The sequence below is a fragment of the Undibacterium sp. Tian12W genome (genome assembly GCF_049339405.1).
Taxonomy (GTDB): Bacteria; Pseudomonadota; Gammaproteobacteria; order Burkholderiales; family Burkholderiaceae_D; genus Undibacterium.
Window position 1 is genome coordinate 59,237 of sequence record NZ_JBMPPK010000007.1, and the last position, 14,816, is coordinate 74,052.

At 51.4% G+C, this 14,816-nt stretch carries 10 protein-coding genes; 6 read left to right on the forward strand and 4 right to left on the reverse strand.

The window, feature by feature from the left end:
- Positions 1–263: 263 nt before the first annotated feature.
- Positions 264–3,233, reverse strand: a complete 2,970-nt coding sequence (locus tag ACO0LI_RS10275) for a site-2 protease family protein (protein WP_423032483.1) — start codon at positions 3,231–3,233, stop codon at positions 264–266.
- Between the two features lie 376 nt (positions 3,234–3,609).
- Positions 3,610–3,993 carry a RidA family protein gene (locus tag ACO0LI_RS10280; RefSeq protein WP_423032484.1) on the reverse strand — a complete coding sequence of 128 codons (384 nt, stop codon included), beginning with the start codon at positions 3,991–3,993 and terminating at the stop codon, positions 3,610–3,612.
- Positions 3,994–4,068: 75 nt separating this feature from the next.
- On the opposite strand from ACO0LI_RS10280, the gene ACO0LI_RS10285 reads away from it, so the two are divergent.
- Positions 4,069–4,806, forward strand: a complete 738-nt coding sequence (locus tag ACO0LI_RS10285; protein ID WP_423032485.1) for an ArsR/SmtB family transcription factor — start codon at positions 4,069–4,071, stop codon at positions 4,804–4,806.
- A 200-nt stretch (positions 4,807–5,006) separates the two neighbouring features.
- Positions 5,007–5,519, forward strand: coding sequence for a superoxide dismutase [Cu-Zn] SodC (gene sodC, locus ACO0LI_RS10290; protein WP_423032486.1), 513 nt, complete (start codon positions 5,007–5,009; stop codon positions 5,517–5,519).
- Positions 5,520–5,594: 75 nt separating this feature from the next.
- Here the strand turns inward: sodC and ACO0LI_RS10295 are convergent, their stop codons facing one another.
- On the reverse strand, positions 5,595–6,896 hold the full coding sequence (locus ACO0LI_RS10295) for a GNAT family N-acetyltransferase (protein ID WP_423032487.1): 1,302 nt from the start codon (positions 6,894–6,896) through the stop codon (positions 5,595–5,597).
- 150 nt (positions 6,897–7,046) lie between these two features.
- Between ACO0LI_RS10295 and ACO0LI_RS10300 the strand changes: the two genes are divergently transcribed.
- The 3 genes from ACO0LI_RS10300 (at position 7,047) to ACO0LI_RS10310 (ending at position 8,940) form a co-directional block, all read left to right on the forward strand.
- A complete protein-coding gene (locus ACO0LI_RS10300) occupies positions 7,047–8,006 on the forward strand; it encodes a ribonuclease Z (RefSeq protein WP_423032488.1) in 960 nt (319 codons plus the stop codon).
- A 141-nt stretch (positions 8,007–8,147) separates the two neighbouring features.
- A complete protein-coding gene (locus tag ACO0LI_RS10305; protein ID WP_423032489.1) occupies positions 8,148–8,540 on the forward strand; it encodes an MAPEG family protein in 393 nt (130 codons plus the stop codon).
- A 19-nt stretch (positions 8,541–8,559) separates the two neighbouring features.
- Positions 8,560–8,940: a hypothetical protein gene (locus ACO0LI_RS10310; RefSeq protein ID WP_423032490.1), complete on the forward strand. Its 381-nt coding sequence runs from the start codon at positions 8,560–8,562 to the stop codon at positions 8,938–8,940.
- 58 nt (positions 8,941–8,998) lie between these two features.
- On the opposite strand, the gene ACO0LI_RS10315 is transcribed toward ACO0LI_RS10310, so the two are convergent.
- Positions 8,999–10,171 carry a serine hydrolase domain-containing protein gene (locus ACO0LI_RS10315; protein WP_423032491.1) on the reverse strand — a complete coding sequence of 391 codons (1,173 nt, stop codon included), beginning with the start codon at positions 10,169–10,171 and terminating at the stop codon, positions 8,999–9,001.
- Positions 10,172–10,586: 415 nt separating this feature from the next.
- Between ACO0LI_RS10315 and ACO0LI_RS10320 the strand changes: the two genes are divergently transcribed.
- Positions 10,587–14,816, forward strand: a complete 4,230-nt coding sequence (locus ACO0LI_RS10320; RefSeq protein WP_423032492.1) for a hypothetical protein — start codon at positions 10,587–10,589, stop codon at positions 14,814–14,816.

Consider the following 14,816-nt stretch of genomic DNA (forward strand, 5'->3'; position numbering starts at 1 on the left):
TCTATATGTAAATAAAGTGAGCGCGGGTTGCTGGATGTCGTCGCTGTCGTCAGATGGGGCCTGACTCTTGAGGTGCATGCTGACCAGGCGTTGTATAGGGGTGACTACCATTCTGATGGGACAGCATCGTCATTTTCTGTGATTAACTCAAACTTGATTGACTGGGCACTGGTAACGATATTCATGAAATTCAAATCTTCAATACCTATTCCCAGCGAAGAAGCGCAGCAGGCATCTGCCTGGCGGCGCTTCATTTGCCAGCCTCAACGTGACATCTGGCCCATGCCGGCACGGGGCGCGCACCGGGTTTCTCTTTGCTCAATATTGAGCAGGGTTTGCAGTAACTGGTTTTTCCAGACGTCACCCTGGATGAGGGTTTTACATGCAATTTCGCTGCTGACTGATTTGGTATTGCCGGACTCTGCATGCGTTTTGCGCTGCGCTTCCTGTAACTGTAAGGCAATTTTGCCTGCCTCATCCTGTTTTCCTTGCGCGCGCAAGGTTTCGATCAGCATTAGCATCAACTCTGATTGCTGATAATCTATCGGCTGGGCACGTTGCATAAACAGATCCGTCAGCCAGTTGCCGGTACCTGGCACTGGTGATTGCGCGAGTGCCATGGCTTCCTGCCTGGCCTGAACGTAATCTTTCTGGTGCATGGCGATGATCCATTTGATCTCGTGGATATCACGCCCGACGATGTCAAACCCGGCTTGCTGCCTGGTATGGGTTGCCAGAGATTTGAGCATGTCCTCAGTGGGGCCAAGTTTCTTGAGATTCAGCAATAGCCAGGCTTGATCTCTTTTTAACATGCGGCAGAGAATATTGCTCGTGTCTTTGCTTGCGCAAGAAAAATCATCGTCTGCGGCGTGCAATTGATTTTCTGCATCTACAGCCCTGCCTATTTTATAGTAGGCGCGCGCCAGCATCTGCCTTGCTTGCAGTAACTCTGTGTCATCTGCTTTTTTGTCTTTTGCAAGCAGGTTGACGACTTCTTCTTTCAAGTTCAGTTGTGCGGGATTTTCCGTATCGATATCGCGTGCCTGCAAAACTTCTGCCAGCAAACGTGCGTCACGTCTTTCACCTTGCTCACGCAGTCTTGCACGCAGGATGGCTTCTGCTTCCTGCAGATAGTTGGCGATGTCTGTATCGTTTTTCTTTGCGTTTTCAGTGTCATCCAGCTCTGACCATTCACGTATCGCGTTTGCCATTGCCAGCGCCGCATCGGCATGCAGATAGGTTGGCTGCAACGAATTATTATTTTCAGCGTAATACATTTTGGCGATACGCAAAGCATCTTCAGGGTCAGCTTCCCTGGCCTCATCCAGTACAGATCTGAGTATGTCTGCTCTTTCACTTCCTTGCGCGGCCGAGATTTTCTCGGTTCTCTCCTGCCTTTGCTTCATTCTTTCTTCTTGCCAGGAACGTTCGCTATCCCCGTTTGCATGCTCGCTGATTGCCACGGGCTTGCTGGCATCGTCTGATGCCAGCAATGCAGACATACCCTGGCTAGTCATGCTCATCATGACGGATGGTGAAGTGTAGAACATGGCAAACAAGGCGGCCAGCGGTAGAATAATGCAGGCCAGATACAAAGCCATACCTGCACTACTTTCTTTCCAGCCGGGCAGGCCACCAAGGTAACGCGACAATATGGTTTGACCCACAGTCAGTTTACTGGTGTAACTCCATTTGCTGAATTTTTCTTGACTCAGAAAATCAAATAAATCAGCCGCTGCTTGAGAAAAGTTTTTTTCCTTGCCTGGTGCACTGACATTTTGCCTGGATAAAAGTGCAGCCGCACTGGCGAATTTGTACTGGAATTGCGCACCAATGAGCGCAAACATGCCTATGCCAGCCAATACCTTGTCGCCGGAGTATAAGCCATATCCCAGCATGGCAAGGCCACTGCATAAGGCAAATAAAAACCGCAACCAGGGCAAACGGGCCATGAGCAAAAGCTCTATCACCCGACCGCCATCAAGTGGCAATAAAGGCAGGAGATTAAATCCATTCACCATGAAAGATGCCATCGTCGCCATCGACAGAAGTGGTCCCCATGCCGTATTGAGTATGCCTGGTTCCCTGAATATCAAGGCCATGCCGACCAGCGACAATAGCAGGCCAGGCAGAGGGCCTGCCAGATAGACCAGCAAATGCGTCAAAGGACGGGCTTCATGTTTTTCTCCACTGGTGATGCCTCCCATACCTGGTACAAAAAATACCTGTACATCGCGAAATCCTGCCATTTTCATTGCCAGCCAGTGCCCACTTTCATGCAAGGCAATGACAGCGCCAATGACAATGGCACCGGCAATACCCCACCACCAGGTACCCAATGCGAGAAATAACAAAGCAGACAATGCAAAGCTTGAATATTGATACCAGCGTGGTGCCCGCATGGAGCGCAAGGTGCATAGTGAGCGTATGAAAGCATGGCGGTCGCGCAAGCGAAGTGCGGTGTTCAAACTCTCTCCGTCAATATTCGCCAAATTGCTGGCTGCGTCTGATCCTGACAGAGATTTCATGGATTTGTGTGTACTCTCTTTGCGCAATTGCCACGCCAGTTTCAGGGCGGGCCATAGGCGGAAACCATAAATATTTTCTTCACCGCGCTGATCGCGTTGATATATTTTGCCCTCTCTTTCCAGTCTTACCAGCCAGCGTTCGGCCAGGTTCTGGGAGATTCCCGGCGCATCGGCAGGGTCACTGCGTTGTACGGTAATCAGCTCGCGTACATTTAAATGCGTTGCCAGTTGTCCGGCCAGATTGCCACTCTTGTCGCTGATAGCGCTGACCCTTGAGGGGTAAGGTATTCTGGTTTGCAAAGAACCATTGATTGTCAGCAGGGTTTTTCCATCGACATAGGTATTCCATAGAAAAACTGTGTAGAGACTTGAATCAAGCAGCGACTCGTTTGGATAAACCTCAGCCAGCACATCTTGCGCCAGATGGTGATAGACATCGCAATAACTGGCTGGAATATCTTCGGACGCGATTATCGAACGTTCACGCCAACTGTGCATATAACGGAACCCGGCTTGCTCCATTTCAGTACGGGCTGCTTCAAGTATAGGTAAAAGTCCGCCGCTGGCTGTGCGCAGGCAGGGTGTTTTGCGTGGTGTCCATAATGGTAATTTTAGTAAGCGGTTGGCGCTAACCAGCAGGGTTGCGGCCTGCAAAAGCAAAATAACGACAATCAGTGTTATGCCTACACTCAACAACAGGTCCATCCCAATTTCCACCCAATTCTCCACGCGCAAAGTATCAGCAGCATTGTCAGCTAAATAGTGTGAAATTGCGAGTGCATGAATAGAATTAGAGCGCAATTCAATCGAATAGATGACTGAAATTGCATGAAACCTGCGCCTTACTGCGTTACTTTTTTCATTTCGATAATAATTATGAAATCAGTTCCTGCAAATGAAGGAATCGCATGTCCTGCATGTCCTTATACAATTTGCATTGAGCCAGCGTTGTTATTACCTGGACATATGATCGCGCCAGTATAAAAATATAAATGGATGTAGCCATGTACAGGCATTTGCCGGGACATGGCTATTCAAATCGCCAGCTTCAATCAAGCTGCATGCAGTTGTCAAGACAGTATCAATATTGTGCTGCGATGACTTCTATTTCCAGCAGAAAGCCTGGCTTGACCAGGGCAGGAATAATCATCAGCATGGAGGCAGGGCGCGCATCAGCAAGATAATGGCTGCGAACCTTGACATACTCTGCGATGTCGGATTCCCTGGTCAGATAGTGAGTCACTTTGACGATGTCAGCCGTCGTAATTTTGCTGCTTTCCAGTATGCAGACAATATTACGCCAGGCTAGGTCGGCCTGACCGGTAATGTCATCTGGCAAATTGCCATCTTCATCCAGACCCGGCGTGCCCGAAGTGAATAACCATCTTGCATTGCCAGACACTTCCTGTGCATCAGCGTATTTGCCGATCTGGCTGGCGATACCGATATTGTGAGGAATATGCATGTTCATCTTTCGTTGTGGATAGTGATGTACATTATGGTTAAGATGTCATGCCGACATTTCAGCCCAGGATGAAATATGGACGATGCGCAAAATATTTCCGACGCTATACCTCACATCATTCCCCGCATTGCGGCTTTGCTGGCAGACCCTGCACGTGCCGCCATACTGTGGACACTGATTGATGGCACGACACGTCCTGCAGGTGAACTGGCTTTCGCCGCAAATGTATCAGCGCAGTCAGCCAGCGCCCATCTGGCAAGGTTGGTGGAAGGCGGCTTGTTAACCTCGCAGGCACATGGACGGCATCGCTATTTTTGTATTGCCAGTGCTGAGGCTGCGAGTCTCATAGAATCCATGGCCGTTCTTGGTGCAGCAACTCACACGAAAGCATCGAGCCAGCCACCTCAGCCTGCCTTGGTACGTACCATGCCAAAGCCGTTTTTACATGCAAGGACTTGTTATGACCATCTGGCGGGGGAACTGGCTGTGCAATTGCTGGATGCCATGCTCACAGCGAAATGGCTGGAAGCAGATGGCAAGGATTTCAAGCCAAGCACGTTGGGCAGTGAAAAGCTCGTCGCTCTGGGTATTGCAAGGCCTGAGACAAACGCTGAGCACACAAAGAGTCGCCGCATATATGCCCGCTGCTGCATAGACCTGACGCAACGCCGCCCGCATCTGGCGGGAGTACTGGGTGCCGAGTTGTTGAACTTGTTTGTCAGAGAAGCCTGGATACTGCGCATCCCCCATTCACGGGTCGTCAGTGTAACGCCCAAAGGCCAGCATGCTTTGCGGCAAATTCTTGAGGCCTAATTTGAGGTATTGAGGCGTACACCAGGGCCTGCCTGCTCATGGGCAATATCATCAGTTTTGTTTGTAACACCATGTAATCCTGCACTGTTAACCTGGCTCCGAAATTGCCAATCGCATGCCAGTCGCGTATATTTTCACTCCATACGTTACGATGTTGGCGTTGATTGTATTTCTTTAAGGTAAAAGAAGGTAATAAGACCATGAAAACCAAATTAATTTTTTGCTTGTTAAGCGCCTTGCCACTGATCGCAGCGGCGGATGTCACTGTGAACATGAACCAGGTCAGTGAAGCTGGTGTTGGTACCAAACTGGGGCAGGTTGTTGTCTCTGAAAGCAAATACGGCCTGGTGTTTACGCCTGCTTTGACAGGACTGACACCTGGCTTGCATGGCTTCCATGTACACCAGAATGCAGATTGCAGCGCCAAGGAAAAAGATGGCAAGCTGGTTGCAGCCCTGGGTGCAGGTGGCCACTATGATCCAGAAAACAGCAATCGCCATGGCACACCCTGGGGTGATGGTCATGCTGGCGATTTACCACCTTTGTATGTCGATGCAAGTGGCAATGCCAACCAGCCTGTACTGGCACCACGTTTGAAACTGGCTGACCTAAAAGGTCGCTCACTGATGATACATATAGGCGGTGACAACCACTCTGATCATCCGGCAGTATTGGGTGGCGGTGGCACGCGCGTAGTGTGCGGCGTATCCTGATTTATTGAGTTTATCGATTATCGCTTATCGCTTATCGTACAGGCTGCTGCTGAAGGCAGCAGCTTGTAAGAGGCTTTACGATGATGTTTCAGCTTTGGCCGCTTTTTCTTTTTTGAAGGGATTCCGGTCAGGTGCATCTTCATGTTCTATGCCCAGTAACAGGCGTTTCATGAGTTTGTTCAGCACTGGTTGACGGTGGCGCACAAATACACCAAAGGTTTGCGGCTTGGCACCCAGTGCAGCCTTGGGTTCCAGTGCTGTGCGGCCATAAGAGATACGTTTGCAACCCAGGTCTATCGCGTCGGCAATGCCTGCATGCAGCAGGCGCAGGTAGATTGGTAATTCTTCTGCGGCGGCGCGGTCAAAACCTATGTGATAGGCAATCGCCGTTTCACCGTCTGCGACGGAAATCAAAAAGCCTAACAAGCGGCCATCGCGCTTGATGACGCTGCACCTGAACTTGTCGCCAGCGGCAGCCTGCAAGACAGGAAAATATTCAGGCAATAATTCAAACGGACGGAAGTTGGCATTCACCTGTACCGCTTTGTACAGCGCAAAGATATCGTTAATCACCGGGCTCAGGTCATCCAGCCTTTCTACACTGCAGCCAGCTTCATCGAGTGGTTTGAAGATGGCGTTGCGGATATTGCTGCGGTATTTGGATGCGAGGCTGGCGAGATAGTCGTCGTAATTTTTCCAGGCGGGTGACAGCTCAAGTACCATGTTAGGCTCAGTTTCTACATAGCGGTAACTGAGATTTTCGAGGTGGGCAGCCTGGTCTATGTAAGGATCATGCAAATCCTTGATCATGACAAAATGGGTTTTACCTGCGAGTTTTTCTGCCTGGCGCACGCGGTATAACACTTCGACCACGCCATGCCATGCCAGCTTGGGATCGACATCTTTGGCAAAGGCAATGCCGTGCTGGCCAAAGGTCAGGAAATTGCCGCAACTGAGTATGCGCTGTTTGGCATGCTGGGCCAGTTGGTCCAACGGCAGTGCCCATTTTTTATCCGTGTCCGTTGATTTTTCTGGTCTTGCCTGCGCGAGGCTGATATCGGCAATTTGCATATACACGGCGGCGACCAACTGGCGATCTGCGCCGGTACCATCAAAAATCAGCGCATAGCGGGCGGAGAGATTAAGTGGCAATACCTGTTCGAGTGCGCCCAGATATTCCAGCGACATGAAAAAGCCAGATTGTGCCGCCAGTTCCTGCCAGGAGTTTGCATCAAGCATGCTGATGGAGTCGGCAATGGCATAATACAAGTCAGCAGGCCCACGCAGACGCTTGCGTTCTTTCTGGCGCTCTCTCAAGGCATTGGTAACGGCACTGGTAACAGACTGCAGTGATTGCAGGGCAGCAGGAATTTTCATGTCTCAGATAGATGATGAATTGTGAGCTTGCATCATAAGCGCAAATCAGCATACAGAATAGTATGCTAGAGACTGTATTGTTAGAATTTGCAACAACGACAAATTTCCATACAATCAGTAGAAGAACAGAAAATCAAGTTTAAGGAAATTGTGGATATTTTATTTTTAGGCACCTCGGCAGGTGCACCTACCCGTCAGCGCAATGTCACTGGCCTGGCTTTATTGCCTGACCAGGGCAGTGAATGGTATCTGGTTGATTGCGGCGAAGCTACCCAGCATCAGATATTGCATACCTCATTATCCATCCATGGCTTGCAGGCGATTTTTATTACCCATGTGCATGGTGATCACTGTTATGGTTTGCCGGGTTTGCTGGCCAGTGCGGCCATGCATGGTCGCAAAACCCCTTTGCACATCATTGCACCTGCAGGTATACAGCACTGGTTGCAGGTCACGCATGCAATGTCAGAATCTTTCCTGCCGTACGAATTGGTATTCACGGATGTTGAGAACATGGATGCCTGGCATGATCATGCCGTCAATGTAAGCGCAATCAAATTGTCACACCGTGTACCTTCGCATGCTTATCGCTTCAGTGAGAAGCATACTGAGGCGGTGCTGGACACCGCCAAACTGCAAGCCGAGGGTGTGCCAGCAGGCCCGCTCTGGGGACGTTTAAAAAAAGGTGAAGATGTCATTCATGAGGGGAAAAAATTAATCAGCCACGATTATCTGCATCACCCTTATCCGCTACGCAGCATCATCGTCGGCGGTGATAATGACGCGCCAGACTTGTTGCTGGAAGCCAGCCAGCAAGCCCATGTGCTGGTACATGAAGCGACTTATACAGAAGAAGTGGCAGAGAAAGTGGGCGCGCGCGTCCAGCATTGTTCTGCCGCCGCCGTCGCCAGCTTTGCTGCTACTGCTGCCTTGCCCAACCTGGTGCTAACGCATTTCAGTGCGCGCTATCAGCATGACAGCGAAAGGTCACCGTTTATAGGCGACATCGAGACAGAAGCGAGGGCGCATTATCAGGGCAATCTGTTTCTGGCTGAGGACTTCGCGCGTTTTCGCTTGGATAAAACAGGGGTTTTAAGCAGGATTGCATAAAACTGTTGCTGTTTTCATGCCAAAAATTGAGCTTGTTGAAAAAATAAGCACAAGTGCTTGTTGTCATAGCATAATCGCTGGCACTGGGCGCTAACATAGTCGCCTGGTCAATGATAATCCAACCTGAGACGAGGAGTGAGCATGAAAACAGAATTGCTGTACCTGAGCTATGTCACGATATTGACTGGCGTATTGTGGATACCTTATATACTTGACCGCGTGCTGACCTGTGGCCTGCTGGCAGCGGTTGGTTATCCAGATAACAGCAAGCCGCAATCCCAATGGGCAGTGCGCCTGATGAAAGCGCACAGCAATGCAGTAGAAAATCTGGTGGTGTTCGCTACCCTGATACTGCTGGCCAATGCCATGAATATCTCCAATCCGGTAATTGCCAATGCCAGCATGCTCTACTTTGCTGCCCGTGTGGTACATGCAGTGTGTTATACCCTCGGCATACCCTGGGTGCGTACGCTGGCTTTTTTAACTGGTGTGGTCGCGCAGACCATGGTTGCCGTGCAATTGCTGGCGCATTAGTCAGGCGTGATGGGACACCATGATTGAATTTTTTTTTGAAATTCTATTGCAGCTGGTCTTTGAAATTCTTGAACTGGTGTTCACATCAGGAATAGAGACGCGTGAGCGTAGTCCACGGTCTCCGCTTGTCACAGCAATTTTATATATCGTATTCGGTGTCGTTGCGGGTTTCGCCAGCTTATGGATATTTCCGCAGGCATTCATCCACAGCAGTGTGGGTCGCATCATCAACCTGATATTGACGCCGGTGTTGATGGGGACGCTGGCGGCTATTTTTGCAGCATGGCGTACTGGTGATGGCTTGCGTCTCTGGCGTTTCATCAATGCATATGTGCTTGCATTGTCACTGGCGCTGGTGCGGTTCGTCTTTGCGGGCCATTGCATGACCTGCGTGCAATGATGCCTTGTGCCTGCACTGGGCACAAAGCATCAATTTATTGGCCTCAGCCGGTTTGTCATTATTTAGGTATCAGCGGCTGCATCAGCGAGTCTGCAAAATCGTCCAGCTTGCTGATGGCGGCTTCGTTATAGCAATTGCAGGCGATAGCAATAGCAACGTTTTTGCTGGGGATCACTCTGTTACTGGCGTAATAAGTCAATTCTGTACCGTTATGTATGCTGACATTACCCAGCCCAGGAACAGTGGCGATACCCCAGCCCATGCCATAATTATCGACAGGCGTGTGCATCAGCTGGAAATTGGCTTGAGTCAGATAAGTGCTCTGGCCCTGCAAGCCGCGTAGTTGTTCACGCAAGAAGAGGCCATAGTCAGCCAGGCTCAGATTCATGCCACCTGCAGCATTGATAAAAAATGCGTAGCGGGGATCGACGAGAGATGATGTAACCTGCCACTTGCCGCCGACCAGGGTATGCCCAATATTGTTATTGACGCCTGCATCTTCAGGAAAACCAAAGCGTCCTTTGATACCCAGTGGTGCAAATACTTCTTTCTGCATCAGGTTTTCATAGCTGTCACCACCTGCGACCTCGGCCATCAGACCAGCCAGGGCATAACCTATATTTGAATACACCATCTTGCTGTTGGGTGGATATTCAGGAACGTCTTGCAATAGCAAAACGGCGAGGCCACGGCGGTCTGCCAGCAAGTCGCCAGTCAGCAAGGGCAGGGCTTTTTCTATGGTTCCATCGTTCACTTCACGTGGCAGGCCAGAGCGGTGGCGCAGTAATTGTTCTACCGTGACATTCAAATATTCAGGACGGATTTGCGTGCGCCAGGCAGGGAATATCTCTGCTATCGTGCTATCCCAACGTAGCTTCTTTTGTTCCACCAGGCGGCCTACCAAAGTGGCGGTAGCCGCTTTTGTCAGCGAACCCAACTGGAACAGGTCTGTACTTTGCACAGCCTGGCTGCCATTGACTTGCCTGGTGCCTGTCACGACGTTTTCTACTTTATCCTGATTGACGATAGTGACTGAAACTGCAGGAAAATTGTTGGTGCTGCGGAAGCGCTCAACTTCGGCGCGCAGTGCATCTCCGGTCAATAGTGCTGCCGGTTTTTGTACTTCTACGGCTGGCGTGGTGACGGGAGCCGTAGAGCTGGAGCTGCCACCACCACAGGCAGCGAGCACGCCGGAGAGGCAGGCGGCAATCAGTATATTGTTCAAGCGCATATGCATGGTCCCATAAAAAAGTATGCCATCAGTATCTTCAGGAAAGAATGGAATGCCGGGCGCCTGTGTAAATTCTGCCCAATCTGTTTGCAGGCTTGCAGAGTGGTGGCTTACAGGCACCGCAGCGGGCGCAGTATCGCTAGTTATTTGTCAATAAACTATGTTTTCGTACAAGGTATAGTTTTATAAAACGACAAGTATTATCTGGTAGAACTTGGCAGTTCCGGCGGTATCTTATGTCATGCAGGCGTCATACCGGCGTCATGTAGAGCTTGTGAAGTTCAGGCAGGTCAATAATGATTTCTGTTTTAGCCAGGCAAAGAAGCTTGCAAATAAAAATCACCAACGCCGGGTGCTATTGCAAAATATGCCACTATAATTGCCGTGACCATATCTTAACCATCAGGGATACAGAATGCTGAAGAATTGCATTGCAGCCTTAGTCATCGTTTTATTTGCTTCATTGCTCAGCCACGCCAGCCAGGCTGCTGAATTCCCTGTCGGTGCCGTCCCCGATCCCTTAAAGACATGGGTACCATGGGCACTGGATGGTGTAGAAAACTTCGGTTGTCCGCAACAGGGGGCTGACGCCAGCCAAAAGCAATGCGTATGGCCCGGCCTGCTGGATATAAAAGTAAATGCGCAGGGGGCGAGTTTTGCCCAGGATATGCAAGTGCATAGAGACACCTGGGTTTATTTGCCGGGCAGTGCCCTGCATTGGCCGCAAGAAGTCAGTGCCAATGGCAAACCACAGGCAGTACTGGCACGCGATGAAATGCCTGTTATAAAACTGACGCGTGGCACCTATAAACTGGCAGGTAAATTTATCTGGACTACAGTACCAGAGTTTTTACCCCTGCCACAAAATGCGGCTTTATTGAAGCTGGACTTGAATGGCAAAGCAGTGAATTTCCCTGTGCGCGATGAAAGCAATCAGTTGTGGTTGCAACGCAAAGCCGATGCAGACAGTGGCGAACAAATCCAGATACGCACCTTCCGTAAAATCACGGATGGTGTGCCGGTCATGGTAGAGACTTATATCCGGCTCGAAGTCTCCGGCAAGGGCAGAGAGATCAAGCTGGAGCGTGCACTCTTGCCAGATTTGATCCCGCTGGAATTACGCTCTGGATTACCTGCCAGCCTGAAGCCGGACGGCAGCATGACAGTACAGGTCAGGGCAGGCAAGTGGGAAATACGTTTGCTGGCGCGTCAGTCCGGGTCTTCCAAGTCTCTCAGCATGCCCGAAGGTGCTGAGGAAGAAGTCTGGTCTTATGAAGCGACCCCCTTGATACGTACGGTGGCGATAGAAGGACCATCCACCGTTGATCCGCAACAAACTACCTTGCCGCCAGAATGGCGTAATTTGCCAGCATATCTCATGCGTGCTGGCAGTACATTTAACTTCAAGGAGATACGCCGTGGCGACAGTGATCCGGCGCCGGATAAACTGTCTTTGCAACGCCGTTTGTGGTTGAGTTTTGATGGCTCCACGCTGACCATGAGTGACCAGATCAAAGGTGACATCAGTCATTCCAACCGCCTGACGATGGGCAATATCGCCCAACTTGGTCGTGTCAGCGTAGCCGGACAAGACCAGTTGATCACCCGTGGCAGTGACAAGCTGGCGGGCATAGAAATCCAGCGCGGCAGCATTGATGTGGGTGCTGACAGTGTGATCGGTAATAGCACCCGCAAGCTTTCTGCCGTGACCTGGCAAAAGGATTTTGACAAGCTGGGCATAGAATTGATCTTGCCGGCAGGCTGGCGTTTACTGCATGCCGGCGGAACTGACCGGGCCGAAGGAGCCTGGCTGTCTCGCTGGAATTTGCTGGATTTTTTCCTGGTGCTGGTGATTGCGCTGGCTGCGGGCAAGTTGTGGGGTAGGCAATGGGGCGCACTTGCCTTGTTTGCGCTGGTGCTGTCTTATCAGGAGGCAGATGCGCCACGTTATTCATGGATAGTCTTGCTGGCACTGACTGCGATTTTGCGCGCCTTGCCAGCCAGCCGCTTCCAGATCTGGATCAAGCGTTTGCAGCAAGTCAGTTTGCTGGTGCTGGTCTTGCTGACGCTGTCATTTGCCACGCAACAGGTACGTTCAGCTTTGTACCCTGTGCTTGAGACCGATGGTAGTGCAGCTTATAGGTATCAGACAGTTCAAGGCGATATGTCGCCAACACCTGCCGCTGCGCCAGCTGCAATACCAGTCGATGCTAATACAGAAGTGCAGGGCGGTAGCAATGCTGAAATTGCGTCACCACCTCCGCCTCCAGCGAGGATGGTAGAGGAAGTCAAGCCAGCCGAGCGCGCTGCCGAAAAACTCGCCAAAGGGGACGCAGTGCGATCTTATAGAACGACCAGTCCCAAGGCAATTGTCGGTACGCGCGCAACTAACTATCAAGTGCTGGACCCCGATGCCAAGGTGCAGACTGGCCCGGGCTTACCCACCTGGAACTGGCGTTCCCATCAGTTGATTTTTGATGGCCCGGTCAGGCAGGATCAACAACTGGATTTATGGCTGTTACCACCCTGGGCAAATAAACTGCTGGTTGTGTTGCGCCTGATACTGCTGGGCTTTTTATTGCTGTGCGTTAGCGAGTTGAGAAAAGGATCAAATCAAGGGCCTTCGGGCAGTGACAAACCAGTTGCTGGCAGATGGCCATGGCGTGGCTTGGGCGAGGCCGCGTCCCTGTTGGTGATGTGCAGCTTGATTACACTTCCTGTTGTGTACAGCGAAGCTGCACATGCCCAGATGCCGGACAATGGAAAACTGGAAGAGTTAAAACAAAAATTAACCCGCCCGGCAGACTGCCTGCCAAATTGTGCAGAAATCTCGCGCATGATGGTGCAAATCAATGGTAACAGTGTCAGACTTGGGCTGGATGTTGATGCCGCCATTGAAGTTGCCTTGCCATTGCCAGGTGGTATAAAAAACTGGTTACCTGCGCAGGCGCAACTGGACGGCAAGCCAGCCTATATAAGCCGTGCCGAGGATGGAACCATATGGTTGCTGGCCCCGGCAGGACGACACAGACTGGAACTGACAGGCGAACTGATGCAGAGCGATACCTTGCAACTGCCCCTGCCGCAAAAGCCGAGACAGGTCGATGTACATGCAGATGGTTGGGATGTGGCAGGTTTGTCAGACGACTCTGGTGTTGCCGATACCCTGCAATTCAACCGCCGCATCAAGGCCAGCAGCAAGACTGAGGCGAATGCTTTGCCGAGTTTTTTACGTGTCACCCGTCGCCTGATACTGGACAAGGAATGGCAAGTCGAAACCACAGTCTCGCGCCTGTCTCCCTCGGGCCAGCCTGTCTTGGCGCAAATTCCATTATTGCCGGGTGAGGCAGTCACTACTGCTGGTTTGAATATCAGGGATGGCAAGGTTGCCGTTAATCTGGGGCCACAAAGTGAGAGCATGGAATGGCATTCGAATTTGCCACAAACTGCCCAGCTTAAACTGAATCTTGCGCAGCAAAGCAATTGGGTTGAAACCTGGGTTATCGCCGCCTCAGGTATCTGGCATCTGGGCACGACAGGATTACCGCCACTCGCCAGTGATGCCAGCAATGGTGAGAGCGGTGCTGATCTGGTGTTCCGGCCATGGCCGGGCGAGACCCTGGCTATCACTGTAGAACGTCCACAAGCCATTCCCGGACAAACCCTGACCATAGATGAAAGCCGCTTGCTCGTCAGCCCAGGCAGCAGGGCTACAGATCATCAACTGAGACTGCATTTGCGTAGCAGCCGTGGTGGCGACTACACCCTCACCTTGCCTGAGGGCGCGGTATTGCAGCGTGTGAACATCAATCATCAGTTAAGGCCATTGCGTGCCAATGGCAGGCAACTGGTGTTGCCGGTAGTGCCAGGTGCGCAAGACATAGAAGTGCAATGGCGTCTCGATCAGGGCGCAGTGGTCAGCTATACGACTGCCACTGTGAATTTACAGCAGGCCAGTGTTAACCACACCCTGCAATTGATCTTGCCACGAGACCGCTGGCTGTTGCTCGCCAGTGGGCCCGGCATAGGGCCTGCCATCCTGTTCTGGGGCAAGCTCATCGTCCTGTTGCTGGTTGCAGTTGCCCTTGGCCGTTATGCAGGCTTGCCTGTCACGACCCGACAATGGCTGTTGCTGACCCTCGGTTTAACCCAGGTTACCTGGTGGTGCGCAGCTCTGGTTGTGGCCTGGTTCTTTGCATTTGTCCGGCGCGCGGCAGCGGCTGAGACAGTCACAGCAAGATGGCAGTTCAATTTGCGTCAGTTGGGCCTGGCGGTATTGACACTGGTCATGCTGTGCATCTTGCTGGATGCCGTGCAAAGCGGCTTGCTGGGTCAACCCGACATGCAGGTTGTCGGCAATGGTTCCAGCGCCAATAGCCTTGTATGGTATCTGGACAGGGCGATGGCAGACCTGCAAACCGCCTGGGTATTATCACTCCCCATGCTGGTCTATCGTGGCCTGATGTTGCTGTGGGCCTTGTGGCTGGCATGGTCCTTACTTGGCTGGTTGAAGTGGGGCTGGTCGGCATTTGCCAGCGGCAGCTTGTGGAAACAAAAGCAGCGTGTGCTGGAGACTGACACTATTTTGCATGAACCTACCGTCAATGCAGAGGAGCCAGCACCTGAGCAAACGCCGCTGAAATAA